The sequence below is a fragment of the Streptomyces sp. NPDC031132 genome (genome assembly GCF_055570595.1).
The window spans coordinates 25690-51890 of sequence record NZ_JBVIGX010000016.1; the positions used below are offsets into that span (position 1 = coordinate 25690).

General features: G+C 75.8%; 21 protein-coding genes and 1 tRNA gene. 17 read left to right on the forward strand and 5 right to left on the reverse strand.

Annotated features, from left to right (window positions below; all coding sequences use genetic code 11):
* Window positions 1–51: 51 nt before the first annotated feature.
* Window positions 52–897, reverse strand: coding sequence for a LysR family transcriptional regulator (locus ACZ49B_RS23495; RefSeq protein ID WP_468309077.1), 846 nt, complete (start codon window positions 895–897; stop codon window positions 52–54).
* 174 nt (window positions 898–1071) lie between these two features.
* Here ACZ49B_RS23495 and ACZ49B_RS23500 point away from each other — a divergent pair, with 174 nt between their 5' ends.
* The 3 genes from ACZ49B_RS23500 (at window position 1072) to ACZ49B_RS23510 (ending at window position 2574) form a co-directional block, all read left to right on the forward strand.
* Window positions 1072–1587 (forward strand): hypothetical protein, encoded by a 516-nt coding sequence (locus ACZ49B_RS23500; protein WP_468309079.1) that lies wholly within the window; start codon window positions 1072–1074, stop codon window positions 1585–1587.
* Window positions 1588–1674: 87 nt separating this feature from the next.
* Window positions 1675–2451: a CTP synthase C-terminal region-related (seleno)protein gene (locus ACZ49B_RS23505; RefSeq protein ID WP_468309082.1), complete on the forward strand. Its 777-nt coding sequence runs from the start codon at window positions 1675–1677 to the stop codon at window positions 2449–2451.
* 50 nt (window positions 2452–2501) lie between these two features.
* A tRNA-His gene (locus tag ACZ49B_RS23510) sits at window positions 2502–2574 on the forward strand.
* A 59-nt stretch (window positions 2575–2633) separates the two neighbouring features.
* On the opposite strand, the gene ACZ49B_RS23515 is transcribed toward ACZ49B_RS23510, so the two are convergent.
* Window positions 2634–3389, reverse strand: coding sequence for an alpha/beta fold hydrolase (locus tag ACZ49B_RS23515; RefSeq protein ID WP_468309083.1), 756 nt, complete (start codon window positions 3387–3389; stop codon window positions 2634–2636).
* A 72-nt stretch (window positions 3390–3461) separates the two neighbouring features.
* On the opposite strand from ACZ49B_RS23515, the gene ACZ49B_RS23520 reads away from it, so the two are divergent.
* A complete protein-coding gene (locus ACZ49B_RS23520; protein ID WP_468309086.1) occupies window positions 3462–4199 on the forward strand; it encodes a hypothetical protein in 738 nt (245 codons plus the stop codon).
* Here ACZ49B_RS23520 and ACZ49B_RS23525 read toward each other — a convergent pair.
* Entirely contained in the window at window positions 4186–6246 is a 2061-nt protein-coding gene (locus ACZ49B_RS23525) for a phosphocholine-specific phospholipase C (RefSeq protein ID WP_468309088.1), read from the reverse strand. The genes ACZ49B_RS23520 and ACZ49B_RS23525 overlap by 14 nt on opposite strands.
* A gap of 312 nt (window positions 6247–6558) precedes the next feature.
* Between ACZ49B_RS23525 and ACZ49B_RS23530 the strand changes: the two genes are divergently transcribed.
* From ACZ49B_RS23530 to ACZ49B_RS23565, 8 genes are all read left to right on the forward strand, one after another.
* Entirely contained in the window at window positions 6559–8682 is a 2124-nt protein-coding gene (locus tag ACZ49B_RS23530; protein ID WP_468309090.1) for a thioesterase domain-containing protein, read from the forward strand.
* A gap of 1 nt (window position 8683) precedes the next feature.
* On the forward strand, window positions 8684–10006 hold the full coding sequence (locus ACZ49B_RS23535; RefSeq protein WP_468309093.1) for a TRAFAC clade GTPase domain-containing protein: 1323 nt from the start codon (window positions 8684–8686) through the stop codon (window positions 10004–10006).
* The gene (locus ACZ49B_RS23540; protein ID WP_468309095.1) at window positions 10003–12507 is read left to right on the forward strand and encodes a GTPase-associated protein 1-related protein; all 2505 of its coding nucleotides are present in this window, start codon (window positions 10003–10005) and stop codon (window positions 12505–12507) included. Before ACZ49B_RS23535 ends, ACZ49B_RS23540 begins: the two co-directional genes overlap by 4 nt.
* Window positions 12498–14171 (forward strand): TRAFAC clade GTPase domain-containing protein, encoded by a 1674-nt coding sequence (locus ACZ49B_RS23545; protein WP_468309097.1) that lies wholly within the window; start codon window positions 12498–12500, stop codon window positions 14169–14171. Before ACZ49B_RS23540 ends, ACZ49B_RS23545 begins: the two co-directional genes overlap by 10 nt.
* 52 nt (window positions 14172–14223) lie before the next feature.
* Window positions 14224–14352 (forward strand): hypothetical protein, encoded by a 129-nt coding sequence (locus ACZ49B_RS23550; RefSeq protein ID WP_468309100.1) that lies wholly within the window; start codon window positions 14224–14226, stop codon window positions 14350–14352.
* 36 nt (window positions 14353–14388) lie between these two features.
* Window positions 14389–15051: a vWA domain-containing protein gene (locus tag ACZ49B_RS23555; RefSeq protein WP_468309264.1), complete on the forward strand. Its 663-nt coding sequence runs from the start codon at window positions 14389–14391 to the stop codon at window positions 15049–15051.
* Window positions 15052–15152: 101 nt separating this feature from the next.
* Window positions 15153–16100, forward strand: coding sequence for a PP2C family serine/threonine-protein phosphatase (locus ACZ49B_RS23560; protein ID WP_468309102.1), 948 nt, complete (start codon window positions 15153–15155; stop codon window positions 16098–16100).
* Window positions 16097–17428, forward strand: a complete 1332-nt coding sequence (locus ACZ49B_RS23565) for a protein kinase domain-containing protein (RefSeq protein ID WP_468309104.1) — start codon at window positions 16097–16099, stop codon at window positions 17426–17428. Before ACZ49B_RS23560 ends, ACZ49B_RS23565 begins: the two co-directional genes overlap by 4 nt.
* A gap of 13 nt (window positions 17429–17441) precedes the next feature.
* Here ACZ49B_RS23565 and ACZ49B_RS23570 read toward each other — a convergent pair whose 3' ends face one another.
* Window positions 17442–17768 (reverse strand): hypothetical protein, encoded by a 327-nt coding sequence (locus tag ACZ49B_RS23570; protein ID WP_468309106.1) that lies wholly within the window; start codon window positions 17766–17768, stop codon window positions 17442–17444.
* A 25-nt stretch (window positions 17769–17793) separates the two neighbouring features.
* Entirely contained in the window at window positions 17794–19290 is a 1497-nt protein-coding gene (locus ACZ49B_RS23575) for a hypothetical protein (RefSeq protein ID WP_468309108.1), read from the reverse strand.
* Between the two features lie 228 nt (window positions 19291–19518).
* Here ACZ49B_RS23575 and ACZ49B_RS23580 point away from each other — a divergent pair, with 228 nt between their 5' ends.
* From ACZ49B_RS23580 to ACZ49B_RS23600, 5 genes are read left to right on the forward strand one after another with little or no spacing between them, the layout of a single operon-like run.
* Entirely contained in the window at window positions 19519–20541 is a 1023-nt protein-coding gene (locus ACZ49B_RS23580) for a 3-oxoacyl-ACP synthase III family protein (protein WP_468309110.1), read from the forward strand.
* Window positions 20538–21284, forward strand: a complete 747-nt coding sequence (locus ACZ49B_RS23585; RefSeq protein ID WP_468309113.1) for a glycosyltransferase family 2 protein — start codon at window positions 20538–20540, stop codon at window positions 21282–21284. The genes ACZ49B_RS23580 and ACZ49B_RS23585 overlap by 4 nt, the downstream gene beginning before the upstream one ends.
* Window positions 21284–22807, forward strand: a complete 1524-nt coding sequence (locus tag ACZ49B_RS23590) for a class I adenylate-forming enzyme family protein (protein WP_468309114.1) — start codon at window positions 21284–21286, stop codon at window positions 22805–22807. Before ACZ49B_RS23585 ends, ACZ49B_RS23590 begins: the two co-directional genes overlap by 1 nt.
* A complete protein-coding gene (locus ACZ49B_RS23595; RefSeq protein WP_468309117.1) occupies window positions 22804–24729 on the forward strand; it encodes a cytochrome P450 in 1926 nt (641 codons plus the stop codon). The genes ACZ49B_RS23590 and ACZ49B_RS23595 overlap by 4 nt, the downstream gene beginning before the upstream one ends.
* Window positions 24726–26162 carry an NAD-dependent epimerase/dehydratase family protein gene (locus tag ACZ49B_RS23600; RefSeq protein WP_468309119.1) on the forward strand — a complete coding sequence of 479 codons (1437 nt, stop codon included), beginning with the start codon at window positions 24726–24728 and terminating at the stop codon, window positions 26160–26162. The genes ACZ49B_RS23595 and ACZ49B_RS23600 overlap by 4 nt, the downstream gene beginning before the upstream one ends.
* Window positions 26163–26201 lie beyond the last annotated feature (39 nt).

Below are 26201 nucleotides of genomic sequence, written 5' to 3' on the forward strand. Positions count from 1 at the left end.
CGCGCGCGAGCGGTCGGGGGTGTCGCCCCGGCCCGGCCGGCAAGACACCCCCTACCGGGACGCCGTGAGCCGGGCGGCGAGGGCGGAGGCTTCGGGTGTCGGGGTGCCGGGGGCGAGGAGTTCCGTACGGTGCACGAGGCGCGGGTCGGACAGCGGTACGGCGACGCCGGCCCCGGCGGCCCCGGCCACCCGGCGGGGCAGCAGGACCAGGCCGTACCCGGCGGCGGCGAGGGCGCACAGGGCGTGCAGGTCGGTGCCGTCGTAGCGCAGGGCCGGAGCGGTCCGGACGGCGGCGGGCACCGGCACCGCGCCGGGGGCGTCGATCCAGCGGGCGTCGGCGAGGTCGTCCAGCCGGAGTGCGGCCCGGCCGGCGAACGGGTGCCCGGCCGGGAGCAGTACGGCGAGCTCCTCCTCCCCGACGCCGGTCACGGTGAGGGGGGCCACGTCGGGCAGCCGCAGCGGGTCGCTGGGCGCGGCGATGCCGTCGACCAGGCCGAGGTCGCAGCCGCCGGTGGCGACGGCGGCCGGCACCTCGGCGGCCGGCAGCACCCGCAGGGCCACGCCGGTGGCCGGCAGCGCGGCCAGCAGCCGGGGCCCGACGGAGAGCGGGGACGCGGCGAGGGTGACCTGCCCGGGCGGCGCGGCGGCCAGCCTCACGACGTCCGCCCGGGCCGCTTCGAGCCGCAGCAGCAGCGGCCCGGCGTGTTCCAGCAGCCGCACCCCGGCGGGGGTCGGTTCCACGGGCCGCCGGGTGAGGAGCTCGGCCCGCAGGTCGCCCTCGAGGGCGGCGATGTGCTGGGACACGGCGGACTGGGTGTAGCCGAGCTCGCGGGCGGCGGCGGAGAAGGAGGACAGCCGGGCGACGGCGACGAAGGTGCGGAGCAGGTGCGGGTCCATGGCGCCAGCGTGCCACCGGCCCCGCGGGCCCGGTCCGCGGAGCCCGCGGCCGCCCGTACCCGTCCGTGGAGGTCGGCCCCGGCCATGGAGGTCGGCGGCCCCGGCACGCCCCGGGATTCCGCCGTCCGGCGCGCCCGGCCGGCGACGGGACGCGGCGTCCCTATCGTGGGCGGGGTGAGCATCCCCAGTGGCCCGTCCGCAGGCCGCAGCAGGCCACAGCGCCCACCCCGGACCGACACCGCCGGAGCCGTGTACGGCTCCCTCCTGGCCACCTCCGTGGTGGTTACGGCCACCACCGTCGGCGAACATCCGCGACTCCACCTCGTGCTCCTCCTGCTGATCACGGGTCTGGTGTTCTGGGCCACGCACGTCTATGCGCAGCTCGCGGGGGAACGGCTGGTCGGCCAGCCGTGGAGCAGGCGGGAGATCCGACGGGTCGCCTTGCACGAGTGGCCGATCGTGGAGGCCGCCGCGCTGCCCGCGGCCGCCGTCGCCGTGAGCGGCCTCCTCGATCTGGACTACGCGGCGACGGCCTGGCTGGCCATGAGCGTGGCGGTGGCGCAGCAGGTCGTCTGGGCGTGCCTCGGTGCCGCCCGCGCCGGTGCCACCCGCGGGCAGCTGGCCGCCGAGGGGGTCGTCAACCTCGTCCTCGGCCTGATCCTCGTGGTCACCAAGGCCTCGCTGAAGTAGCACCTGGAGCTGCGATCAGATCTGCTGATCGAACGTGCAGGAACAATCGTTGGTGCTGAACGGGTGGCGGGTCGCAGGATGACCGGTATGACCACGGCACAGACCACCGGGCCTGCCCGGACCACCCGGCCCGCACGGGTCGCCCTCGTCGGCGACCGCTCCCCGCACGTGAAGTCCCACACCCGCCTCCCCGCACTCCTCGACGCCCTCGCCTCCCGCGACGGGCTCGTCCTCGACGCGTACTGGATCCCCACCGGCGACGCCGTGGCCGGGGCCGCCTCCGGGGCCCTGGCCCGGTTCGACGCGGTCTGGGTGCTGCCCGGCAGCCCGTACGCCAGCGAGGCGGGGGCGCTCGCCGCGATCCGGGTCGCGCGGGAGGAGGGCATCCCCTTCCTCGGGACCTGCGGCGGGTTCCAGCACACGCTGCTGGAGTACGCCCGCTCGGTCTGCGGGCTGGCCGGCGTGGCGCACGCCGAGAACGACCCCGGGGCCGAGGACCTGCTGATCGCCCCGCTCGCCTGTTCGCTCGTCGGCCACGAGGGCCTCGTACGGGCCGAGCCCGGGTCGCTCGCCGAGTCCGTGCTCGGCGCGGAGCGGTCCATGGAGCGCTACCACTGCAGCTACGGTCCGGAGCCGCGGTACCTGCCGGTGCTCACCGCCCACGGGCTGCGGCTGTCGGGGCACGACGAGGACGGCCAGGTCCGCATCGCGGAGCTGCCGGGGCACCCCTTCTTCCTGGCCACGCTGTTCCAGCCCGAGCTGTCCGGTGACGGAAGGCGCCCGCACCCCGTCGTCAAGGCGCTCGCGGCGGCGGCCGTCGCGCACGCCGCGGCCGGACAAGGCGTGGCGGGACCACCCTCCTGATCAGCTATGCTGTGCATGCACATCGAACGGGCGGTCCGCCGCCCTTCGTGGTGGGTGTAGCTCAGTTGGTAGAGCACCTGGTTGTGGTCCAGGTGGCCGCGGGTTCAAGTCCCGTCACTCACCCTGATCCCCTGGGGGTACGAGGTCTCCTCGTACCCCCAGGGGCTTTTTGCGTCCTGCGGCTATCCCCGCAGGAACGCCTCCACCGCGGTGGCGAAGGCGACCGGGGTCTCGTGCGGCGGGTAGTGCCCGGCGCCGGGGACGGGGTGGACCCGGCAGTTGGGGTACGAGACCTGCCACGTGGCCTGCATCACCTCGGGGGTGAGGGCGAGGTCGTACTCCCCCACGAGGACCAGCACCGGGACGGTACTGCCCTTCACGGCGGCGGAGAGGTCCAGCGGCTGCCAACTCGCGAGGTACGCGGCGAAGGCCTCCGGGCGGGAGACGGCGAGGGAGTGCGCGACCATCCGGTCCAGCCAGTGGCGGCTCGCGCGGTGGCCCGTGACGAGGTCGAGGATGGTCCGCCGGTTCCCGGCGCTGTCGGCGGCGCCGTGGAAGAGGGCGTGGGTCGCGTCGTCCATCTCGTACGGGGCGGCGGGGACCGGGTTGATCCCGATCAGCTTCTCGATCCGCTCGGGGGCCCGGACCAGGACCTGCTGCATCGCCTTGCCGCCCATGGAGTGGCCCATGAGGGAGAAGGTGTCCCAGCCGATCTCGTCGGCGAGCGCGAGGACGTCGTCCGCGATCTCGGGGAGGCTGTAGCGGCCGGCGACGTCGCGGCGGTCGCCGTAGCCGCGGTAGTCGAGGAAGGCGTACGAGAAGCCCTCGGGGTCCAAGTAGTCCAGCACGGAGCCCCAGTTGGCGGAGGTGCCGAACCAGTCGTGCAGCACGATGACGCGGACGGGGCCGGTGCCGATCCTGCGGTGGGCCATGGCCATGCGTTCTCCCTCGGTGGCGGGGCGGTGGGAACTGCCGCCGTACCTTCTGCCCGGCGCACCTACGATCACACCGTGAAGCCGATGTCCCGTGCGGTCCGCGCCGTCGTCAGCAGCAGCCGCACCGACGGGCAGGCACACCCGCACCACCCCGCGGAGTACGGGATCACCGACCCCGAACAGGTCCGGGAGCTGCTCGCGACGTGGCCCGACGACACCGGGGCCGCAGATCACTTCGCCTGCATGTGCCTCGGCCACGAGGGCCGGGTGACGCTGTACGAGGCGAGCGGACAGCTCGTACGGACCGTGCACCTTTCCCCTTCCGAGCCGATGGCACACCTCCTCGACCCCGCGGACGCGGACGGGATCCCGGGCAGGCACCGCACCCGCTGGGCACAGGCAGCGCCCGCGGGGCTACGCGAGTATGCCGGGGCCATGGCCCTCGGGAGCGCGCCGGACCACCGTCCCGCGGTGCCGCTCTCCGTGGTCTTCGGCTGGCTCGGCACACCGCTCCCGCACGAGGCGGATGCCGCCTCGGTCCTGGCCGTCGAAGCGCCGATGCGGCTGCTCGCCGACGAGCCCACGGACGAACTCGCCTGGGCGGTCCGGGAATCCGGTCGCGTCGGCCTGGAGGGGGCCGTACGGTTCTTCGCGAGCGAGGAGTTCACCACCCGCCACCCCAAGCGCCGCCGGGTCCCGGACACCGCCCGCAACCTTTTGCTGGCGCACGCCCGCAGCCACCGCCCCGCCGACCTTCCGGTCCTGGAGCGGCGGCTGCTGCGTACACCGGACGACCGCGTCAGACGGTCTTGATCGCCGGGTCGGAGAGGCCCGGGGCGCCCGTCTCGACGTGGCCGGCGAAGCGGCGGAGGAAGGTGCTGTCCGCGTCGGAGACGACCTTGACGTCGTACCAGCGGCCCGTGGTGGACAGGTCCGCCGTGTACGTGGCCGTGCCGCCCGCCGCGACGCGCAGGGTCTGGGCCGGGCCGCCGTAGGCGTTGGTCACCGTGAGGTTGACCGCCGCCGAGCCGGAGTTGGTCAGCGTCAGCTTCAGGTTGCCGGTGGGCGCGTCGTGGCGGGCCGTGACCTCCGGGCCGGCCTTCTTCGCCGGGCCCTTCCAGGTGCGCAGGAACCCGTTCGGGCCCCAGACCGTCAGGTTGATCTGGTTGCCGGTGGAGCTGCTGGTGCTCCAGGTGTCCGAGAGGGTCTTGCCCGCCTCGACCGTGTAGGGCCAGGGGCCGTCCGTCCGGTTGCCCGAGGTGCTGTGGAAGTGCGCGCCGAGGCTGGGACCGGAGGAGAAGGTCAGGGTGAACTGGCCCGTGGAGACGGTGGCCTTGCCGTCCACGTAGGGGGCGTAGCCGAGCGCGCGCGTGGGCTTGCGGCCCGCCTCCTGCTTGGGCAGGGTGCCCGTCGCCGGCGGGACCGGGTGGTAGGACGGGTGGGCGTTGTGGTCCGGCGGGACGTAGCCCGCCGTGGAGGGCAGGGCCGCGGGCGAGGCGTCCGCCCTCGAGAAGTCGAACGCCGAGGTCAGGTCACCGCAGACGGCTCGGCGCCACGGCGAGATGTTGGGCTCCTGCACGCCGAAGCGCTTCTCCACGAAGCGGATGACGGAGGTGTGGTCGAAGGTCTCCGAGCAGACGTAGCCGCCCTTGCTCCACGGGGAGACCACGATCATCGGGACGCGCGGGCCGAGCCCGTACGGGCCGGCCGCATAGCCGCCGCCCCCGGCGTACAGGTCCTTCGAGACGTCGGCCGTGGACAGGCCCCACGCCGCGGACGCCGGCGGGTACGGCGGGACGACGTGGTCGAAGAACCCGTCGTTCTCGTCGTAGGTGATGAAGAAGGCCGTCTTCGCCCACACCGCCGGGTTGGCGGTGAGCGCGTCCAGGACCTGCGAGATGTACCAGGCGCCGAAGTTGACGGGCCAGTTCGGGTGCTCGCTGAAGGCCTCGGGTGCGGCGATCCAGGAGACCTGGGGCAGCGTGCCGTTCACCACGTCGGCGCGCAGCTTGTCGAAGTAGCCCTCGCCCGCCTTGGCGTTGGTGCCCGTGCGGGCCTTCTCGTACAGCGGGCTGCCGGGCGCGGCGTTGCGGTAGTTGTTGAAGTACAGCAGCGAGTTGTCGCCGTAGTTGCCGCGGAACGCGTCGCTGATCCAGCCCCACGAGCCCGCCGCGTTCAGGCCGTCGCCGATGTCCTGGTAGATCTTCCAGGAAACCCCGGCCGCCTCCAGGCGCTCCGGGTAGGTCTTCCAGCCGTAGCCGGCCTCCTGGTTGCCGAGGACCGGGCCGCCGCCGGTGCCGTCGTTGCCCGTGTGGCCCGTCCACAGGTAGTAGCGGTTCGGGTCGGTCGCGCCGATGAACGAGCAGTGGTAGGCGTCGCAGACCGTGAAGGCGTCGGCGAGCGCGTAGTGGAACGGGATGTCGTTCCGCGTCATGTACGCCATGGTCGTGGCCGTCTTGGCCGGGACCCACTTGTCGTACTTGCCGTTGTCGTACGCGGCGTGGCCGCCGGCCCAGTCGTGGTTCAAGCCCTCGACGAACTTCATGCCCAGGTCGTTGACCTGCGGGTTGAAGGGGAGGATGTCCTTCGTGCCGTTGGACTGGTAGAAGACGGACTTCCCGTTGTCCTGGAGGACGGGCCGCGGGTCGCCGAAGCCCCGGACGCCCTTCATCGAGCCGAAGTACTGGTCGAAGGACCGGTTCTCCTGCATGAGGACCACGATGTGCTCGATGTCCTGGATGGTGCCGGTGCTGCCCTGCGCGGGGATGGCGGCCGCGCGCGCGATGCTCTCGTTCAGCATCGCGGCTGCGGCGCTTGCGCCCGCGATCTGCAGGAACCTGCGGCGATTGAGCTCAGCCATGGGGGACGACCTCTGCGAGTGAGGGGGGTGTCGAGGGGCGACCCAAGGACAGCGGTCCCGGGGTACAAGACGGGGATCAGTTCGTGACACCGCGCGGTACAGCTGGAGAACGGAAAGACCTCCCGGACGGTCCGCGCATCTGCTGGAATGACCTCCGAAACACACTGCACGGGGGGTGCGGAGCAGATGGCGGGGACCGAGTTCGGGCATGCCCTGGGGCGCTCCCGCGCGCTTTCCGGCCTGCCGGCCGCTCCGCTGGTGGCACGGTACGGGGAACTCGTGGCGGTACAACAGGCCTTGGGCTTACGCCACTTGGGCGAGTTACTGGTTCCGGCCGGCGGGCGGTTCCGGGTGCTCGACGGGATCTTCGCCGTCGAAGGGCCGGGGCGGCGGCGCCATGTGGGGGCCGAGGCCCTGAAGGGGCTGCGGGCTTCCCGGGGGGCTGCCGGGGGCGGTTCCGAGGCCGGTGCGCTGCTGGAGCGGCTGGCCGCGATCCAGGAGCGGGATCCGGCCGCGCTGCGGCGGATCCTGCTGTACCAGCTGGTGCGGCTGCTCCACGACCACCCCCGGGGGGACCTGCCGGACACGGCCGCCGGGTTCGGGGTCGATCCCGACGAGGCGGCGGCCCTGGTGCACGCCGCCGCGGGGAGCCCCCGGCTGGATGCGGCGCAGCGGGCCGCCGCCGAGGGGCTGGAGGACGCGTGGCTGGCCGGGCGGGTGCGCGCCGCCGCCCGGAGCGCCGCCGTACTGCCGCCGTCGGTGGCCGGCGGGGACCCGCTGCTGGCGCGGCGGCTGGCCGGGCTGGCCGGGCGGGTACGGGCCGCCGATGCGCTGCTGGACGAGGCCCGGGAGTACGAGGACCGCGAGGATCCGGAGCAGGCCGCCACGGCGTACGCCCAGGCGGCCCGGCTGGCCTGGGACTGCCCGCGCGCCGTGCGGGGCCTGGTCCGCACCCACCGCCCGGCCGACGGGGACCCCGGGCCGCTGGAGGCGTGGTCCCTGCCCGACGGGGTCGCCCTGCGCAGACCGCCCGGCGCCGAGCCGGACGGGGCCTGGCGGGTGGTCCGGCTGACCCGGCGCGAGCCGCTCACCACACCGCTGCCGGAGGTGCCGGGCCCGCTCGGCGCGGGGCCGCTGACGGACCGCCGGGCCCCGCTCGGGCGCGAGGTCCGGTACGTGGCCCTCCCGGCCGGGGACGGCGCCCCCCTGATCAGCGCCCCGCTGCTCGTGGCCCCGGAGGTGACGGAGCTCCGCGTCACCGACGGCCGGGCCCGCGTCGAAGCCTCCTGGCTCCGCCCGCCCGGAGCGACCGGGGTACGGGCGGCCCTGACCGACCCCGGGGGCCGTGCGACGGACCTCGGCACCCCGATCGCCCCCGGCGCGGCGGGCGGGCGGGAAGCCGTACGGGCCGAGGGGCTGGGGCCCGGGGAGTACGTGGTGCGGGTGCGGTGTCGGTATGCGGGCGTGGGGGGCGAGGTGTGGTCCGGCGGGGTCGAGGCGGCCGTCGCCGTGCATCCCTGGCCGGAGCCGGTGGCCGGACTCGGCGCTGTTGCCCGGGACGCCGGTGGGCTGGAGTTCCGGTGGACGGGGGGCGCCGGGGGCGACGTACGGTTCGTGCAGTGGCCGGGGACGGCTCCCGCCGAGGGTGCCGAGCTGGCGGCCGCCGCGCTGCCGGCGGCGCTGCCCTGGGTGGACGCGGACGGCATCGCCGAGCCGCCGCCCGGCACGCTGGCCACCGTCAGCGCCGTGGCCGTCCTGGGCGAACGGGCGCTGGCCGGGCCGGGCGTGGTGGTCGAGGCCCCCGAGCCGGTCATCGGGCTCACGGTCCGGCGGACCACCGCCGGGCGGGCCCGGATCAGCTTCGACTGGCCGGAGGGCGCCGGCCGGGTCACGGTCGCGGTCACCCCCGAGTCCGGCGGCGAGCGCGCCGAACACCCCGTCGTACGGGCCGTGTTCCTGCGCGAGGGGCTGGAGCTGCCGGTCGGCCCGGGCGCCGTCCGCGTCACGGCGTACGCCGCCCCGCGCAGCGCGCTCGCGACCGCGGCCGCCCCGCGCGAGGCCGAGCAGGCCGTCCTCCCGGCCGACGTGGCCATCGCGTACCGACTCCTGCCCGGGCCCCGGCGGATGCTGCGGCGCGGTCCCGCCGTGCTCCGGGTGACCCTCCTCGCGCCCGGCGGGGATCCCGGCTCCGGGCTGCCGGACTTCGTCCTCGTCGCCGGAGCGGGCGGCGGTGCCGCCCGGCCCCACCGGCCCGCCGAAGGCGCCGAGTTGTGCCGGGTGACCGGCGCCGAGCTCGCGGCCTCGGGGACCGTCGAGCGCGAGATCGTCCCCCGCGCGCCCGGCGGCCCGTACGCCGTGCGCGGTTTCCTCCTCGGCGGCCGTGCCGCCTCCGTCCGGCTCGACGAGCCCTCCCTCACCTCCCTGGTGGTCCGCTGACATGACCTCCGTCGTCTGCCCCTACTGCTTCGACCGCTCGGCCGCCGCCCGGCTGCCGTTCCGCTGCCAGATGTCCGCCACCGGGGTGCGCGGCGGCAAGCCCTGCACTGCAGAACTCGACGACACGTGGGCGGAGTTCATGGGACCGAGCGTGCCGCCCGCGCTGAAGATGCGCGGCCCGGTCTTCACCGCCCCGCGCGGCCTCGCCGGCCGTCTCGGCAGCGGCGGCGCCGCGCGGGCGGACTGCCCGCACTGCGGGGTGTCCACCCCGGTCCGGGTCTGCCTGCGCTGCCACAGCGACTTCCCGAGCGACTACACCGACCAGGACACCCGGATCATCGCCCTGCTGGGCCCCAAGGCCTCGGGCAAGAGCACGTACGTCTCCGTCCTGATCAACGAGCTGCGCAACCGGGTGGGGCGGGCGTACGGCGCCTCCATCACGGCGATGGGCGGCGAGACCCAGCGCCGGGACCGGGAGATGGCCGAGGACCTGTACGACCGGCTGCGGCTGCCGGAGGCGACGAGACCGGCGGCGCTCGGCTTCAACGACCCGCTGCTGTACCGGCTGAGCCTGCCGCTGCGCCGCCGGCTGCGCGGGGACGGCAGCCGGCACACCGCGCTCGTGTTCTTCGACGCGGCGGGCGAGGACCTCGGCAGCGCCGAGGCCATGGACCGGTACACGCACTACCTGGCGGCCGCCGACGGGATCATCCTGCTGGTGGACCCGCTCCAGATGCGGGCCGTACGGGACCAGCTGCCGGTGGACGCGGGGCTGCCGCTGCCCACCGTGGAGACCCCGCCGCAGCAGATCGCGGCGGACCTGGCGGCGCAGCTGCGGGCCCACGGGCGGGGCACCTCGCGCGGCCGGGTCACCACGCCCGTGGCGGTGGCGGTGACCAAGACGGACTCCCTGTTCTCGCTGGTGGGGCCGCACTCCCCGCTGCGGCGCAACGCCGAGCACGCGGGTGGCACGGTGGACGACGAGGACCGGCTGGCCGTGCACGAGGAGATGCGGGGGCTCCTCGACGGCTGGGACTCGGGGGCGCTGTTCCGGCAGCTGGAGCGGGACTTCGCCCAGCTGTCGCTGTTCGGGCTCTCGGCGCTCGGCTCCCCGCCGCCCGCGCACGCCCCGGCGGACGCCCCCAAGTCGGGGCCGCAGCCGCTGCGGGTCGAGGACCCGCTGCTGTGGCTGCTGGGGCTGGGCGGGCTGCTGCCGCGCACCGGGACCGGCGGCGCGGGCCGGCGTACGGCGGCGCCGGTCGGCCCGGCACCGGCTGCCGGCACGACGGCGGACCGGTCGCACGCGTCGGGAGGAGGCGCATGAACCTCGCGCAGATGCACTACACCTCGGCGCCGCCGGGTCCCGACGGATCGGGCTTCCGGTTCACCGCCGTCAGCCCCGGGGTGCCCGCCTCGCTGCTGCGCGAGGCCGAGCAGCTCATCGGGTACGAGCCGCCCCGGGACGCGCCGCCGCGCCCGAGCGCGGACCAACTGGGCTCCTTCCCCCAGGCCTTGAGCCTGAACGTGCTCGCCGACGGGAGCCGGCTGCTGGCCCGCTCCGTGTACACGGGCGCCGACTACAGCGGCCGCTGGGGCAACTTCCACGCCCACGCGGTACATCTGCCGCAGCCCGCCGACCCGGGCCGGCCCGCCGAATGGCCGCTGCCGATCACCTCCTGGGGCTCCCGGCAGTGGGCGGTCGACTCCCCGCCGGCCGGGGCGCCCGTGCCGCCGCTGGCGTCGGTGCCGGCCCCCGGCCCGCTCGACGTCGGCGCGCTCGCGGCCTTCGTGACCGCCCGCGGGCCCTGGCTCGCCGGGTTCTTCGCCGACGTGCGCCGGCTCGTCGAGGACCCGGCCGCCCCGCAGCTCGTCCTCGTGGAGCAGGACAGCGAGGCGGTGGCCTGGTGGATCCTGCTCGCCTGCAGTGTGCTGCCGCACCGGCGCGGCCAGTGGCTCACCTTCACCACCTACACCCGGCGGCCGCAGCTCGCCCGGCAGCAGATCATCGGCGTGGTGCCGGAGGACGGCCTGAGCCTCGCCGGGCAGGAGCACCGCTACCGGGTGTACGACGCCGCCCGCGCGGCGGCGCCCGCGCCGGACCCCGACCCGTGGGCGCAGACCGCCGCGCTGATCTGGCGGGCGCAGCGGCAGGACCTCTTCGCGGACGTCCGGCGGCTGCCCGGCGAGCGGTCCGGCCCGTACGAGGCGGGCCCGCTGGCCGCGCTCGCCCTCGCGGCGGGCATCGGCCTGGACTCGGCGGGCCGGGCCGCGGCCGCCGACTGGGCCGCCGGACACCCGGCGGCGCTGGACGGCGTACGGCTGCACGCGCTGGCCCGGGCGCTGGGCGGCCCGGCCGCGGACCGGGGGCCCGAAGAGGCCGCCGCGAGCGGGCGGCTGCTGACGGCCCTGGCCGGCTGGGCACCCCCGGCGGTGAGCGAGCCGCTGGTGGAGCTGGCCCTGGCCGGGGCGGTCCGCTCGGGCGGCGCCCTCCCGCCCGCCGTGGTGCTGGGCGAGGCCGCCCGTGCCCGGCTCGCCGCCGAACTGGGGCCGGAGCTGCGGGCGGCGCTCACCGACCCGGAGCGCGAACCGGACGACCGGGCCGGACTGTTGCGGATCGCCGGCGAACTCGGGGTGGGCACCGCGGATCTCCTGCCCGATGTGGCACGGCAGTTGGCGCGCGCCCTGATCGCCGATCCCGAGCGGGCGTACGGGGAGGCGGTACGGGGCGCGCTGGCGGATCCGGCGGAGCAGGCCGGGCTGCGCGGCCTCGTACTCGACCGGCTCGACGCGCTCGCGGCGGGTGATCCGGCCGCGGGGGCCCGGCTGTTCGCCCTGACCCCGTTGCGGCTGACCGGGGCCGAGGCGCTGCCGCACCTGCGGATGTGCGCACAGGCGGCGGGTGGGGCACGCGGGGACCGGGTGAAGGCGCTCACCGGGCTCGTGGAGCACTCCGGCGCCTCGCTGGAGGAGGAGCCGCTGGTGCTGCGCACGGCGATGCGGCTCGTGTGGGGCGGGGAGCCGCCGACGGCGGGCGAGGCCTGGCTGGCCCTGTCCGCGCTGGGCGACCGGGCCCACCGGGAGGCCGGCACGTGGGAGCTGCTCGCGCAGGCGGCGGTCTCCGCGCCGGCCGGCGACCGGTACGCGGAGGAGCTGGCGCCGGAGCTGCTGCGGCGGTTCTCCACGGAACTCCCCGCCCCGCTGCGGTCCTCGCTGCTGCTGCTGGAGCTGGCCCGGAACCTGCGGGCCGGGGAGACGGGCGCGGGCTGGGTCCGCCAGGCCCTGGACCTGCGGACCCTGGACCCCACGCCGACGGCGCGGGAGCACGCCTACGCGGCGGTGGCCGCCCGGCTGCTCGCCGAGGACCGGCCCGGGAGCGAGCTGCGGGCCCTGGTCGAGAGCAACGACGCCGAGCTGCTGGACGCGTACCGGCGGGCCGCCCGGGAGCCGCAGGTCTCGGACCGGCTGAGGCGCGATCCGCGGTACGCGGCGGACTGCTTCGCCACCTGGTCCTCCCAGCCCCAGGCGGGCCCGGTGTGGCAGGAGGCCCGCACCGACCTGCTCGACGGCGTGCTGCGCCCGGTCGTACGGGGCCTGGCGCCGGCGGAGCTCAAGGCGCTCGAGGAGGCCCTGGCCCGGCTCGGCGGCCGCTGGGCGGAGGACTTCCGCGGCTGGCAGCGGCCCGGCGCCTTCGGGCGGCTGCGCGACCGCTTCGGCGGCTCCGGGCGCCGCGGCGCGAAGCCCGCGCCCGGCAGCCCGCCGCTGCGGGGCGGATCCGGGGGGCCCATCGTCCCCGGCGACTCCGCAGGGGAGGGGCAGTGGGAGTGAACGCGGGGCTCGTCCTGCAGATCCTCGGGGTGGCCACCGGCGTGATCGGGGCGGCCGTGTGCCTCGGGTACGGGCTGTGGCGGTTCCTGGCGCTGGCGCTGGGCGCCGCCTGGACCGCCCTCGGGCCGCGTACGCCCGGGACCCCCGACCCGCGGGTCAGCCCGTACGGTGGCACGGAACCGGCGCAACCCGCCTACTGGGCACGGCAGATGTGGATCGACGCCGTGGCCGCGGCGCAGGCGGCCGCGCACACCGTCCGGTACCTGCTGGTCCACCACTGGCTCGACGAAATCGTCCGCCACCGGCTGCTGAGCGGCCGCAACGGATCGACCGGGGACCGCGCCGAGCACGCCCTCGGCCGCCTCCTGCTGCGGCTGCTCGCACCGGCGACGGCGCTGGCCGCGCTGCTGTCCGCGCTGCTGTCCTCCGCCCTGCTCCTCGGTGTCGCCCTGGCCTTCGCCGTCCAGCTGCTGCTGGTCTGGGCCGTGGCGCTGGCCGGGGTGCTGGCCGGGCGGAGCGCGGAGCGGCTGTGGAAGCTGGCCCGCGGCATCCGCATGAAGTGCCCGTACCCCGGCTGCTACCGGCCGTTCCCGCTGGCCGTGCACGTCTGCCCGGGCTGCGGCGCCGCGCACCGCGAGCTGCGGCCCGGCCGGTACGGGGCGCTGCGGCACGTCTGCCGCTGCGGGCGGGCCCTGCCCACCACCGCGCTCGCCGGGAGGCGGGGGCTCACGGCCCGCTGCCCGCACTGCGACCAGGGGCTGCCGCCGGCCGTGGGCACCACGCGGGTGGTGCACGTACCGCTGATCGGGGGCACCTCGGCGGGGAAGACGATGCTGATGGCGGCGATGCTCGACGGGCTGCGGGCCTGGTCGCACGAGTCGGCGCTGACCGTCGAGTTCGCGTCCCCCGCCGACCGGCGCGAGGCCAACACGCTGGGGCGGCAGGTGGAGTCGACGGGGTGGGCGCTGAAGACGCAGGGCGGGCAGCCCCGGGCGCTGATGCTGCTCGTCGGGCGCGGGCGCGGCCGGCTGCGACTGCTGCGGCGGCAGCGGCTGCTGTACCTGTACGACCCGATGGGCGAGTCGCTGCGCGATGCGGACACCACCCGGCGCCAGGAGTACCTCGCGCACGCGGACGGGGTCCTGCTGGTCGCGGACGTGCTGGCCTCGCCCGCCGTACGGCGCGCCCTGCGCGGGGGCGACGGGCAGCTGGCGGTGGCCGCCCGGCCCGCCGACCTCGGTCCGGTGGAGACGTACGCGGGGTTCACCGGGGAGCTCCAGGGCCTCGGCGGCCGGCGGCGGCGCCTCGGCGTGGCGGCGGTGGTCACCAAGCGGGACGTGCTGGACCGGCTGGACTCGCTGCCGCGGCCGGAGGGCGCGGTCGACGCCTGGCTGGCCGAGATCGGGCTGGGCGAGCTGGTCCGCGCCCTGGGCCACGACTTCGCGGCGGCCCGCTACTGGGCGGTCAGCGCCCGTGCCGCCACCGGGGCGGGCGCCCTCGCCTCCGAGCAGCGGCGGGCGGCGGAGCCGGTGCTGTGGCTGCTGTCCCGTACGGGGCTGCGGATCGGCGGGCCGGCGGCCGGGGCCGAGGCTCCGCGCCTGCCCCGGCTGCCCCGGCCGCGGGGCCGCACCGGCCGGACGGCACCGGATCGATCAAGCCTGTGACGTGGGCCGGACCGAAGGCTAGGGTCCAAGTCGAGAAGAGGAGCAACACCCCATGGTGACACCGCAGATCGCGCGGGGGCGGCTGCTGATGCTGGTCCTGTTCGTGCTGGCGGTCGTGATGACGGCGGCCGCCGGGATGGCGGCGCTCGTGCGGTACGTACCGCAATGGCTCGGGAGTTGAAGGAGATTAGCGGTGAGTGACATCCCCGGCGGGCCGATGGCGAACCGGCCCGTCCACTTCATCTGGCTGCTCGACTGCTCGTACTCGATGCAGGGCGAGAAGATCGGCCAGCTCAACTATGCGATCAGAGAGGCCGTTCCGGAGATGCGCTCGGTGGCGCAGGACAATCCGGCGGCCCAACTGCTGCTGCGCACGATGACGTTCTCCACCACGGCCCGATGGCACCACCAGGACCCGGTTCCGGTGGAGAACTTCACCTGGCAGGACGTCCAGGTGGACGGCATGACCAATCTGGGCGAGGCGCTCCAGCTGGCGGCCCGGGAGCTGGACACCCCGCCGATGCCGCAGCGGGCGCTGAAGCCGGTGCTGGCGCTGGTCTCCGACGGGGTTCCCACGGACGACTGGAAGGCGGGGCTGCGGGCGGTCGACTCGACCCCGTGGGGGCGCAAGGCCGTACGGGTGGCCATCGCGATCGGCGCGGACGCCGACCGCACCGTGCTGCAGGAGTTCCTCGGCAATCCGGAGCTCCAGCCGCTGGACGCGAACAGCCCCAAGCAGCTGGCGGCGGCGATCCGCTGGGCCTCGACGGCCGCGGTCAAGGCGGCCTCGCAGCCGGTGGCGGGTTCCGGGGACGCGATGGCGAAGCAGCCGCCGTACGCTCCGCCGGTGCTCGACGACGACGATGACGACGTGTGGTGAGCGGGCCCGTGTCACCGGAACCACCACCGGTCCCGCCGCGGGTACCACCGCCGCCACCGCCGCCACCGCTCTGGGCCACGTTCCGGGAGAGCGTCCAGGGCGTGAACAAGGCTCGCAACCAGGACTACTGCGAGGTCGCGGGGCGCGGCACCGCCGAGGAGCCGCTGATCATGGCGGTGGCCGACGGCCACGGCTCCGCGGTGCACGCCCGCAGCCATCTTGGCTCCCGCTTCGCCGTGGACCTCTTCGTCGAGGAGGCCCGGCGGTTCGGGGCGCTCGCCCAGCCCCGCGGCGAGGAGCGGCCGCCGAGCCTGGCCTGGCTGATGCACTACGCCGAGCACGCGTTCCCCCGCCAGCTGGTCAGCGCATGGCGGGAGAAGGTCCTCGGCAACTGGGAGCGGACCAGCTCCCACGAGGAGCCCGGCCTGTCCGAGGAGCACAAGCTGCTGCTGTACGGGAGCACGCTGGTCGGCGCGGTCCTCACGCCCCGGGTGTTCGCGGCGTGGCAGCTCGGCGACGGCGAGCTGACGGTGGTGGACGACGACGGACGGGTGACCGTACCGCTCGCACCCGCCGAGGCGGACCTGGGGGACGAGACGGAGTCGCTGTGCAGCCCGGCGGCGTGGCTGCGCGTACGGACGCACTGGGCGCCGGTGACGGCCCCCTGGCGGGCGCCCCGGCTGGTCGCGGTCTCCACCGACGGGCTGTCCAAGAGCTTCGCCTCGGACCGGGGCTTCCTCCAGTTCATGGCCGGACTGGACGACCGGCTGTCGGCGGAGGGCGCGGACACCGTCCGGGCCGTCCTGCCGGAATGGCTGGCCAAGGCCTCGCAGCACTCCGGGGACGACACGACGCTGGTGGCGGCCTGGCACCCGGCACCGGCGGCAGCCACCGGGGCGTACGAGGCGACCGGGGCGTACGAGGCCACAGCGGCTTACGAGGCGACCGGGGCGTCCGGGGCTTACGAGGCCACCGGGACCCACGGGCCTGCCGGGGCGACGACCACTGACGCGGCACCACCGACCGACCCGCACGGGAGAGACGAATGAGCGGCATGCTCGACAGCGGAACCCTGCTGACGACCGACAGCGGCATGGGCGCGGAGGTCTTCGACCTGCTCGGCGCCGGCGGCCAGGGGGAGGTGTACCGGGTGCGGACCCCCGCCGGGTACCAGGCGCTCAAGTGGTACTACCCGGCCTGCGCCACCCCCGCCCAGGAGGACATCGTCCGCCAGCTGGTCGGCCGCGGCTTCGACGACGACCGCTTCCTGTGGCCCCTGGACTTCGTGGCCGACGGGCGCGGCGGGTTCGGGTACCTGATGGACATCCGCCCGGACCGGTTCAAGGGCCTGCCCCTGCTGTTCCGGCGGCAGCTGCGCACCACGCCCCGGGCCCTGCTGACGGCCTGCCTCTACACGGTCGAGGCGTACCAGGCCCTGCACTCGCGCGGGATCGCGTACCGGGACATCTCCTGGGGCAACATCTTCTTCGACCCCGCCACCGGCGACGTGCTGGTCTGCGACAACGACAACGCGGTGGTGGAGGGCGACAGCACCGGCATCTCGGGCACCATGGAGTTCATGGCGCCCGAGCTGGTGCGGGGTGATCCCGGGGTCGCCCCCGGCACCCAAAGCGATCTGCACTCGCTGTCCGTGCTGCTGTTCATGTTGCTGATGAACCATCACCCGCTCAAGGGCAAGCGTGAGTTGGCGATCCACTGCCTCGACGAGGCGGCGGAGCGCAAGCTGTACGGGAAGCAGCCGCTGTTCGTCTTCGACCCGCAGGACCGGTCCAACGCGCCCGACCCCACCGAGCAGGCGACGGTACTGGCCACCTGGGCGGCTGCGCCGGACTCCCTGCGGGAGCTGTTCACCAAGAACTTCACGACGGGCCTGCACGATCCCACCACCCGGGTCCGGGAGTCGCAGTGGCGGGACACCCTGCGGGCCGTGCTCGACGCGGTGGTGGAGTGCGCGCGGTGCGGGAAGCAGAACATGACCGAGCCGCGGGCCGCCGATCCGGGCACCTGCTGGAGCTGCGGGAGCACGCTGGTGCTGCCGCCGCGGCTGGTGCTGACCACTCCGCCGCCGCGCACCGAGCACCACATCCTGCTGCACCGGTCCTCGCGGGTGCAGGCGCACCACCTGGCCCCGGAGCCGGCCCGGCACGACTACGGCGATGCGACGCTGGTCGCGCAGCTGACCGAACACCCGCAGAAGCCGGGCCGGTTCGGGCTGGCGAACCGGTCGGCCTCGGCGTGGACGGGAACCCGCGCGGACGGCTCCACCCAGCGGATCGACCCGGGGCAGACGGTGCCGCTGCGCTCGGGCCTGGAACTGGACTTCGGCGGCGCGCGGGCCGTCGTACGGGCGAAGTAGCGAACCAGGGGGCTCAGTTCGCCAGGAGGCGGCTGATCTCCTGGGCGAGGGCGAGGCCGCCGCTGCCGGCGCCGAGACCGAGGGTGATGGTCTCCAAGGAGCGGCGGATCACCCCCGGCTCGGCGGCGCGCCGTTCCTGCGCGGCCCGGTCCAGTTCGCCGCGCAGCGTCTCGGCCGCGGTGATCCGCTCCTGGGCCGCGCCCTGGTCACGGAGCCACTGCGCGAGTTCGGCGGCCAGCCGCAGGGTCTCGGCGGCGGTGTCCTGCCGTCCGATGTTGACGGTGCCGTTGTCGCCGATGATGCCGGCGGTGACTTTCTCGTTGAAGTTGAAGGTGCCCATCTGTCCCTCCCGGTGGTGACGGCGGTCAGGGCGTCCCTCGGCCCTGTCCGGGGTGCCCGGCCTGCGCACCGGGCCCGTTGTGGTGGTTGACCGTGCCGTTGTCGCCGATGACGCCCGCCTGCACGCTGCCCTGGAAGGTGTAGGTGTGCGTGTTGATGACCTGCTGCGCCTGGTCGTAGGAGCTGGTGTCGATGTTGTGGTCCTTCAGGAACCGCTCCGTCGCTATCAGCACACCCTGCTGGAGCCGCTGCAGGAAGTCCTGGGAGTCCGTGCGCTCGCTGAATCCCAACTGCTCCCAGTCCGCCACGCGTTCGCGGATGCTGTCCACCGCGCCGTAGTCGTACAGCGCGTGCCGTTTGTCGATCTCGCGCCGTACCTTCTCCAGGGCGCGGGCGCGCCTGCGCTGCTCGGAGGCCCGCTGCATGAGCCGGGAGGAGGCTTTGAGCAGGGCGGTCCCGGTCCGGGACGTGGCGAAGGAGACCAGGCTCCACCAGCGCTCGAGCCCGTCCAGCGGCAGCCGGTTCACCCGGTCGAAGCGCGCCTGGAGCGGGGGGATGCCGTACGCCGACACCTCCCAGGTGAGGCTGGGGTGGTGGAGGCGGGCCCGCAGGTGCATGGAGACGATGGCCCGGCCGCCCTCTCCTGCCCGGACCAGGCTCAGGTAGGTGCGCATGCCGGCGCCGGACTGCATCAGGCCCGCCTGGACCAACTGCTTGGGGATCTGCGCGCGCGGCCGGCGCAGCCGGTCGGGCAGCAGTTCCGCTCCCACGTACGGGACGTTGGTCCCCATGACGTAGAGCCGGTTGCGGACCTGGAGCCCCTTGAGGCCGGCGATCTTCTCCATTTCGCGGGCCACGTAGGTGTGCAGGTCGACGGCATCGAACGGCTTGATGGGCAGCTTGCCGCCGTTGCCCGCCGGGTCCTCGGCGGGCCGGCTGACGTCGATGGGCTGCCAGACCATTTCTTTGAGCTTGGAGCCGCTGCCGACGAAGGGGTTGGTGCGCTCGGCGCTCGCCGTGTAAGGGACCACGTTGGCCCGCTTCGTCTCCAGCAGCCGCTGCTCCACCTCCGGTTCGACGGCCGGGGCCAGGTCCGCCGGGCGGTCCGCGCCGTGCTCCACGGCGAGGGCCGCCGTACGGGAGCGGCTCTCGGCCTGGTGGACGAGCCACCAGGCGCTCCCGTACGCGAGGAGGACCAGTGCGGCGGCGGCGTACGCGAGCTCCCACCGGGCAGTGGCCACCGCGTACAGCAGCAGCGGCAGCGCCGCCCACACGCCGACGGCGCAGATCCAGGCCAGGCGCCGGTCCCGTACGTCGATCCGCCGGACCGCGGCGCGCGCGTGGCGGGCCAGCGCCACCAGGTCGATGCCGAGGGAGAGGCCGGTGGCGCGCAGCCCGTCCGCGGTGAGCTCCACGTCCACGTCGCGGGCGAAGTCCTCGTCCAGGTGCGCCCCTGCGCACAGTTGGCGGGTCACCGCGTCGGTGCGGTACTGCGCCAGCGCCGGTAACCGGCGTGCTGCCATGTGCCTCTCCCCCGTGTCCCCCGCGTGCCTTTCGGCCTTCGGCTTTCGACCTTCGGCACACCCTACGGACACGGGGCGTCGGCTGTCCGGCCGTTGGGCGTGATCAGCAGGGGTGCGCCTCGGCGAGCCGGAGGAGGCGCACGTACTCATGCCGGGTGTGCGGCGCGTCGGGCCGATCTGAGCATCCGTACTCAGGTTCTGCCGCCCGCGGGATCGCATCGTGGGGGCATGCTCATTCAGTCGTGTGATCCGTCGCCGCGCGCCGGGATAACCGCCGTCGGCAGCCTGTTGCCCGAGGAGGTCCGCTCGTCGGAGGACCTCCAGCAGGAGGTGGCCCGCCGCAGCGGCCTCGCCTTGCCGCCGAGGCTGCTGACGCAGGCCACCGGGATCGTTTCGCGCCGGGTGGCGGGCGAGGGCGTGTACGCCTCGACGCTCGCGGTCGGCGCCGCGCGCCGGGCGCTGGCCGCCGGCGGGCTCACCCCGATGGACATCGACCTGCTGGTGTTCGCCTCGGCGTCGCGCGACATGGTCGAGCCGGCGACCGCCCACATCGTGCAGGCCGAACTCGGCTCGCGGGCCCATGCCCTGGACGTCACCAACGCGTGCAACAGCTTCGTGAACGGCATCGACCTGGCCCGGGCGATGGTCCTGGCCGGGCGGGCCCGGCGGGCGCTGGTCGTGACCGGGGAGACGCCGAGCCGGGCGGTGCAGTACGCGCCGGCCGGGCTCGCGGAGCTGCGCGAGGGTTTCGCCGGGTACACGTTCGGCGATGCGGGGGCGGCCGTCGTGGTGGAGGCGGTGGAGCGCGGCGGGATCCTCGACGTGGACACCGAGACGCATTCCGAGCACTGGGAGGTCGGGGGCATCCCGGGCGGCGGTTCGCGGCACCCGCGCGGGGATGCGTACACGTACTTCCGCGGGGACGGGCACGAACTGCGGGGCGTCTTCGAGAAGGTGGGCACGGCGGTCATCGACCGGACGTTGCACCGTACGGGGATGAGCTGGGACGACTTCGCCAAGGTGCTGGTGCACCAGGTGACGGTGCCGTACCTGGAGCGGTTCGCGGAGCTGACCGGGGTCCCGGCCGGGAAGCTGGTGGTCACCGTGCCCGAGCTCGGGAACGTCGCGAGCGCGAGCATCGGCGTGCAGCTGGACCGGGTGTTCGGGGAACTGGAGTCGGGGGAAAGGGTGTTGTGCGTGGGGCTGGGCGGCGGGATCAGCATCATGACGATGGTCTGGGAGAAGTCGTGACCGGGCGGCTGTGGGTGGTCGTGCCCGCGCATCAGGAGGAGGCCCGGCTGGGCGACACCCTGCGGGCGCTCGCGGCCCAGCGCGACCGGGACTTCACGCTGCTGGTCGTCGACAACGCCTCGGCGGACAACACGGCTTCGATCGCACGGGAGTTCGCCGTGGGCGCGCCGTTCGCGGTGGAAGTGATCGAGGAGCCGGAGAAGGGGGTCGGCTCCGCCGTGGACACCGGGTTCCGGTACGCGATCGGCCGGGGCGCGACCCTGCTCGCGCGCACCGACGCCGACTGCATTCCACGGCCCGGCTGGACGGGCGCGGCACGGGCCGCGCTCACGGCCCACCCGGGCCTGGTGTGCGGGCGGATCACCGCCCGGCGCGACGAGCACGGGCCGCTCGGCCGGGCCGGATTCGCGGGACTGGTCCGGCTGGCCGCGCTGTTCGGTCGGCTTCGGCCGGAGCACGCCGCCCGGCGGGGCGGCTTCAAGGCCCCGTACCGCATGCACGCGGGGAACAACATGGCCATCACCGCCGAGCTGTACCTCGCCGTCGGCGGGATGCCGCGGCGTCCCTCGCCCACCGACCGTCTCTTCCTCAACGCCGTACGACGGCACACCGACCGGATCACCCACTGCCGGCGGATGGTCGTGGAGAACTCCACGCGCCGGCTGAAGGCGTACGGGATCGCAGGCACCGCCCGCTGGTACCTCGACCAGGGCAGCGGCACCCACGGAACGGACCCCCGCTGATGCTCGACCGACTCGACCATGCGCTGCGCGCCCGCCCCGAGCGGGCCGCCGTACTCACCGCCGGACGCACCGGGGCCACCCGGGTCCGCGCCACGCGCGGCGAACTCGCCGAGCTGGCCGACGCGTTCGCCGCGGGCCTGCACGCGCGCGGGCTGCGCGCCGGGGACACCGTGGGGGTCGCCGTCCGGCCCGGGCCGCGGGCACTGGCCGTGCTGCTCGCGCTGTGGCGGCTCGGGCTGCGCGGTGCCGTGCTCGACCCCGGCGCGGGGCCCGACGTACTGCGCGCCCGGCTGGCGCTGGCCGATCCCTCGCTCGTCCTCGCCGACGCGGCCGCGCAGGCCGTCGCGGGCTGGGCCCGCCCGCTGGCCCGCCGGGCCCGGCTCGCCCTGCCGGACTTGGCCTCGCTGGGCGCCCCCGTGGCCACCGTCGGGCGCCGGCTGCCCGGCTGCGCGCCCGCGCTGGACCTGGGCGCGCCGCGCCACGGGGTGCCCGGGCAGGGGCGCCGCCCGGCGTACGGGGACTCCGACGCCGACGCGGTGATCGTCTTCACCTCCGGGACCACCTCGCGGCCCCGGGCCGTGGTGCACACCCGGTCGAGCCTGGCCGCCGGGATGGCGTCCGTCTCCGCGCTGTTCGGCGCCGCGGATCCCGCCCGGGCGGGCGACCCGGTGCTGGGCGGCACGTTCTTCGTCCTCGTGCCCTCCCTCACGCACGGCGCCCCGGTGGCGCTCCCGGCCCGGTCCCCGGCGGTCCTGGCCCGGCAGCTGCGGCGGCTGCGGCCGCGGGACACGTACCTGACCCCGCCGCAGCTGCGGGACGCGCTGGGCGCGGGGGCGCGCTTCCGGGGGCGGGTGTGGACGGGCTCGGCGCCGGCGAGCGCCGAGCTGCTGTCCCGGGTGGGCGGCGCCGGCGCCGAGGAGGCGTGGGGCGTGTACGCGCTGACGGAACTGTTCCCGGCCGCCGCGGTCGAGGCGCGCGAGAAGGCGGCGTACGAGGGTCCCGGCGACCTGGTCGGCGCCCCGCTGCCCGGTGTCACGGCGAAGCCGGACGAGGACGGCCAGCTGATGCTGGCGGGGGCCGCGGCCCGGGACCGCTACCTGGGCGAGGAGCCCGAGGCGTGGGTGCGTACGGGAGACCGGGCGCGGCTGGACGGCGCGGGGCGGATCGTCCTCGAGGGCAGGAGCAAGGACATGGTGCTGCGCCGGGCCGAGAACATCTACCCGGGGCTGTACGAGCCCGCGCTGCACGTGCCGGGGGTGGAGCTGGCCGTGCTCGTCGGCATCCCGGCCGGGCGGGGCGCCGAGTCCGCGGGCGACGAGCGGCTCGTGGCCCTCGTACAGCCGCAGCCCGGTGCCGCCGAGCCGGGGCTGCGCGCCGCGTTGGCGGAGCCGCTGGGGCGGATGGGCTCCGCCCGTCCCGACGCCGTGCTGTTCGCGCGGATCCCGCTGGCGGGACGCTCCCGCAAACCCGACCGCGCGGCGGCCTCGGCGCTGGCGGCGGCCCGCCTGAGGGGGACCCGGTGACCCCGTCCCGGGCCCGGCGGCGCGACCGCCGGGTGTACGTACGCAGCCACCCGCTGCTGTTCGCCTTGCTCGCCGCCACCCGCGGCCGCCCCGTACGACGCCTCGGGCGCACGCTGCTGATCCACGACGCCGCGGCCTACCGCGAAGCCCTGACCCGCCTCCCCCTGGACCGCGCGGCCCCCGGCACCACGGGCGCGGCGGCCCGCACGGCCCTGACACCGCCTCCGGCCCCGTCCAGCCCGAAGCCCGCAGGGCCGACGGAGCGCGACCGTGCGGGGGCCGGCGCGGCGCTTGCGGGGTCGGCGGAGCCTGACCGCACGGCAGCCGACATCGGCTCGGCGGAGCCCGACCGCACGGTCAGTGCCGCACATGCAGCGCTCGCAGGGTCGGGTGAGCCCGACACCGTGGCTGACCGTATGACGGCCGGCGCCACCGGCAGCGGGGCACCCGCCGCGCTCGCCAGATCGGCGGACCTCGGCCGGACAGGGCTCGCAGGGTCGGCGGAGCTCGACCCCACGGGGGCCGGCACCACCGGCGGAGTGCTGTTCGATCAGGAGGGCAGCGGGCACCGCGCGGACCGGCGGGGGCTCGCTGAGGAACTCGGTGCCGCCGGCGTGGAACAACTGCGCGCAGTGTGGCAGCCGTTGCTCGCCCTCCGGCTGGCGCCGCTCGCGCAGGGCGGCGAGGTCGACATGGTCGCGCTCGCACGGGAGCTGGCCGGCTCGGTGGTGTGCCGACTGCTGGGCTCGGACGCCGACCCGGTGGCGGTGGCACGGGCCGCCGCTGATGCCGCGGCCGCCTCGGTGCGCACCCACCTGCCGGGGCCCCACCGCCCGGGCACGCACGCAGCTGCCGCCCGCACGGCCCGCACGCTCCAGTCCCTCCTGGCCCGCCCCCTCGACGCGCAGCCCCCCACACCCGCGCCCGGCTGCCCTCATGCCGCGCACGGCCCCGTGCCGTCACTTTTGACAGCAAGCGCCGGTGGCGCGGAAGCTGCCGAGCACGCTCGACGCGGCCCGGCCGCCGCCCCCGAGCAGCTGTCGCGGCCGCAGCGCACCCCCGCGACCCCGCCGGCCTCGGGCGATGCCCCGGTGCATCCCGCCGTGTCCGCCGGCTCGTCCCCGGCGACCCACCGCGTCCCCCGCACCGTCGGGGCCGGAGCCGGCCGGCACCTTCGCGGCGGAACGGCAGCCGCTGCCGAGCAGCAGTCCGAGCCGCACCGCACCGCCTCGGTCCTGCCGCCGTCGAGCGATGCCCCGGTGCTTCCTGCGGCATCGACCGGCTCGTCACGGTGGGCTCCCGGCGCCCCGCGCGCCGACGAGGCCGACGCCGCCCAGGGCTTCGCGGGCGGACCGGCAGCCGCCGACGAGCAGCCGATCCGGGCCGCCTCGGCTCTGCCCTCGTCGTTGGCCGAGCGGGCGGCCGGGGGCGATGCGCTCGGGGCGATGGTGGCGGTGGCCGCCGTCAACACCACCGTGGCCGCGCTGCCGCGGGCGGTGGCGTGGTGCGCCGACGCCGGTCTGTGGGACCAGGCCGCGGACCCCGCGCTGCGGCTCCGGCTGGCCGACGAGCTGCTGCGGGTCACCGCGGCCTCGCCGCTGCTGCCCCGGGTGGCGGCGGCCGACGGGACGGTCGGCGGCTGCCCGGTCCGCAGCGGCGACCGGCTGCTGCTGGTCGCCCGGCACGCCGCAGAGGCACACCACCGCGACCCGGACGCCCTCGCCCCGGCCGAACCGGCCCTGGCCCACCTGGTGTTCGGCGCCGGCTCACACGCCTGCCCCGGGGCCCGCCTGGCCCGCATCCAACTGGCCGACGCCCTGGCGGCCCTGGCCCCGTACCGGCCGGTGGTGACCCGTGCCCGGGTCGACCGCCGCGCCGCCCTGCCCGGCTGGCGCCTGCTGACCGTGAAGGCCACCGCATGAACGCCGATCGGACCGACCTCACCGGATCCGGAGCCCGACCCGCAGCGACCGGCCCCGCGCACACCACCGACGCGCACCGCACGGCTCGCGCCGCCGGAACGGCGACCGGTACGACCGGCGATCCCCGTACGGCCGAAGGGCCCGCGGCTGATGCGTCGCGGACGGCCAGTGCTCCCCGCAACGCCCGTGTGGCCCGCGCGGCTGGTGAAGCCGGGACCCGGCGTACGGCCGTGGCCTCCGACACCCGTGCGGCTCGTACCGCCACCGGTACGACCGGCGCGCGCCATGCACCCGGTGCGGCCGGTGCAGCACGCGCAGCCGGTGCAGATGAGGCTGGGCGGACGGCTGGGGCCGTCGACACGAACCGCACCACCGGCGCCACCGGTACGACCGACGCGCGCCGTACGGCGGGAGCAGCCGGTGCCGGCCGCACGGCCCGGGCCACCGATGCCGCCGCCGCGGACCGCGCAGCCCGGGAGCGTTCGGTGGGCCGGAAGGCCGCGGGCAGGCTGCGGGTTGCCGTCACCGGGGGGAGCGGGTTCTGCGGGGGGCACGTGGCGCGGGCCGCCGTGGCGGGCGGGGCCGAGGTGGTGTGCCTGGGGCGGCGGCCCGGGCCCGTCGGGGAGCACCGGTTCTGGGATGCGGCACGCGAACTGCCGGACCTGGCCGGGGTCGACGTCGTCGTGCACTGCGCGGCGGCGGTCGGCGACCCGGCCCCCGGTTCCCCCGCGGAGGCGGAGATGTACGCGGTCAACGTCAGCGGCACCGAACGGCTGCTGCAGGCCGCCGGCGACCGGCCCGTGGTCTGGGTGAGCAGTGCCAGCGTCTACGATCCGCGCCGCGACCGCACCCTGGTCCGCGAGGACCACCCGCGCGCCGGGCAGTTGAACGCCTACGGCCGCACCAAGGCGGCGGGCGAGGCCCTCGCGCTCGCCGCGGGGGCGGTGGTGCTGCGGCCGCGGGCCGTCTACGGCCCCGGCGACGGCACCCTGCTGCCCCGGCTGCTCTCCCGGGTCCGGGCCGGGACCCTGCTGCTGCCGGGTCCGGACGTCCCGCTCAGCCTGACGGCGGTGGAGAACCTGGCCGGTGCCGCGCTCGCGGCGGCCTCCGGATGGGCCCCGGGCGCGTACAACGTGGCCGACGCGGCGCCCTACGCGCGCGACGCCGCCGTACGCAGGGTCCTGCACGCGCACGGCGTCCCCGCCCGGATCCGGCACCTCCCGGTGGGGGTGGCCCGTACGGCGGCCCGCGCCGCGGAGGCGCTCGCGCGCCGCGGCGAACCCGCCCTCAGCCGCTACGCGGTGGACCAGTTGGCCCACCCGGTGGTCCTGGACCTGACCCGGGCCCGGTCCCAGGGCTGGACCCCGCACCGCACACTGGACGACTACCTGGCCACGCTCGCCCCGGGCAGCCGGCCCGTCCCCGGCAACTAGGGGGTGTCCGCAGAGTCCTGCCCGGCGGGACTTCGCGGG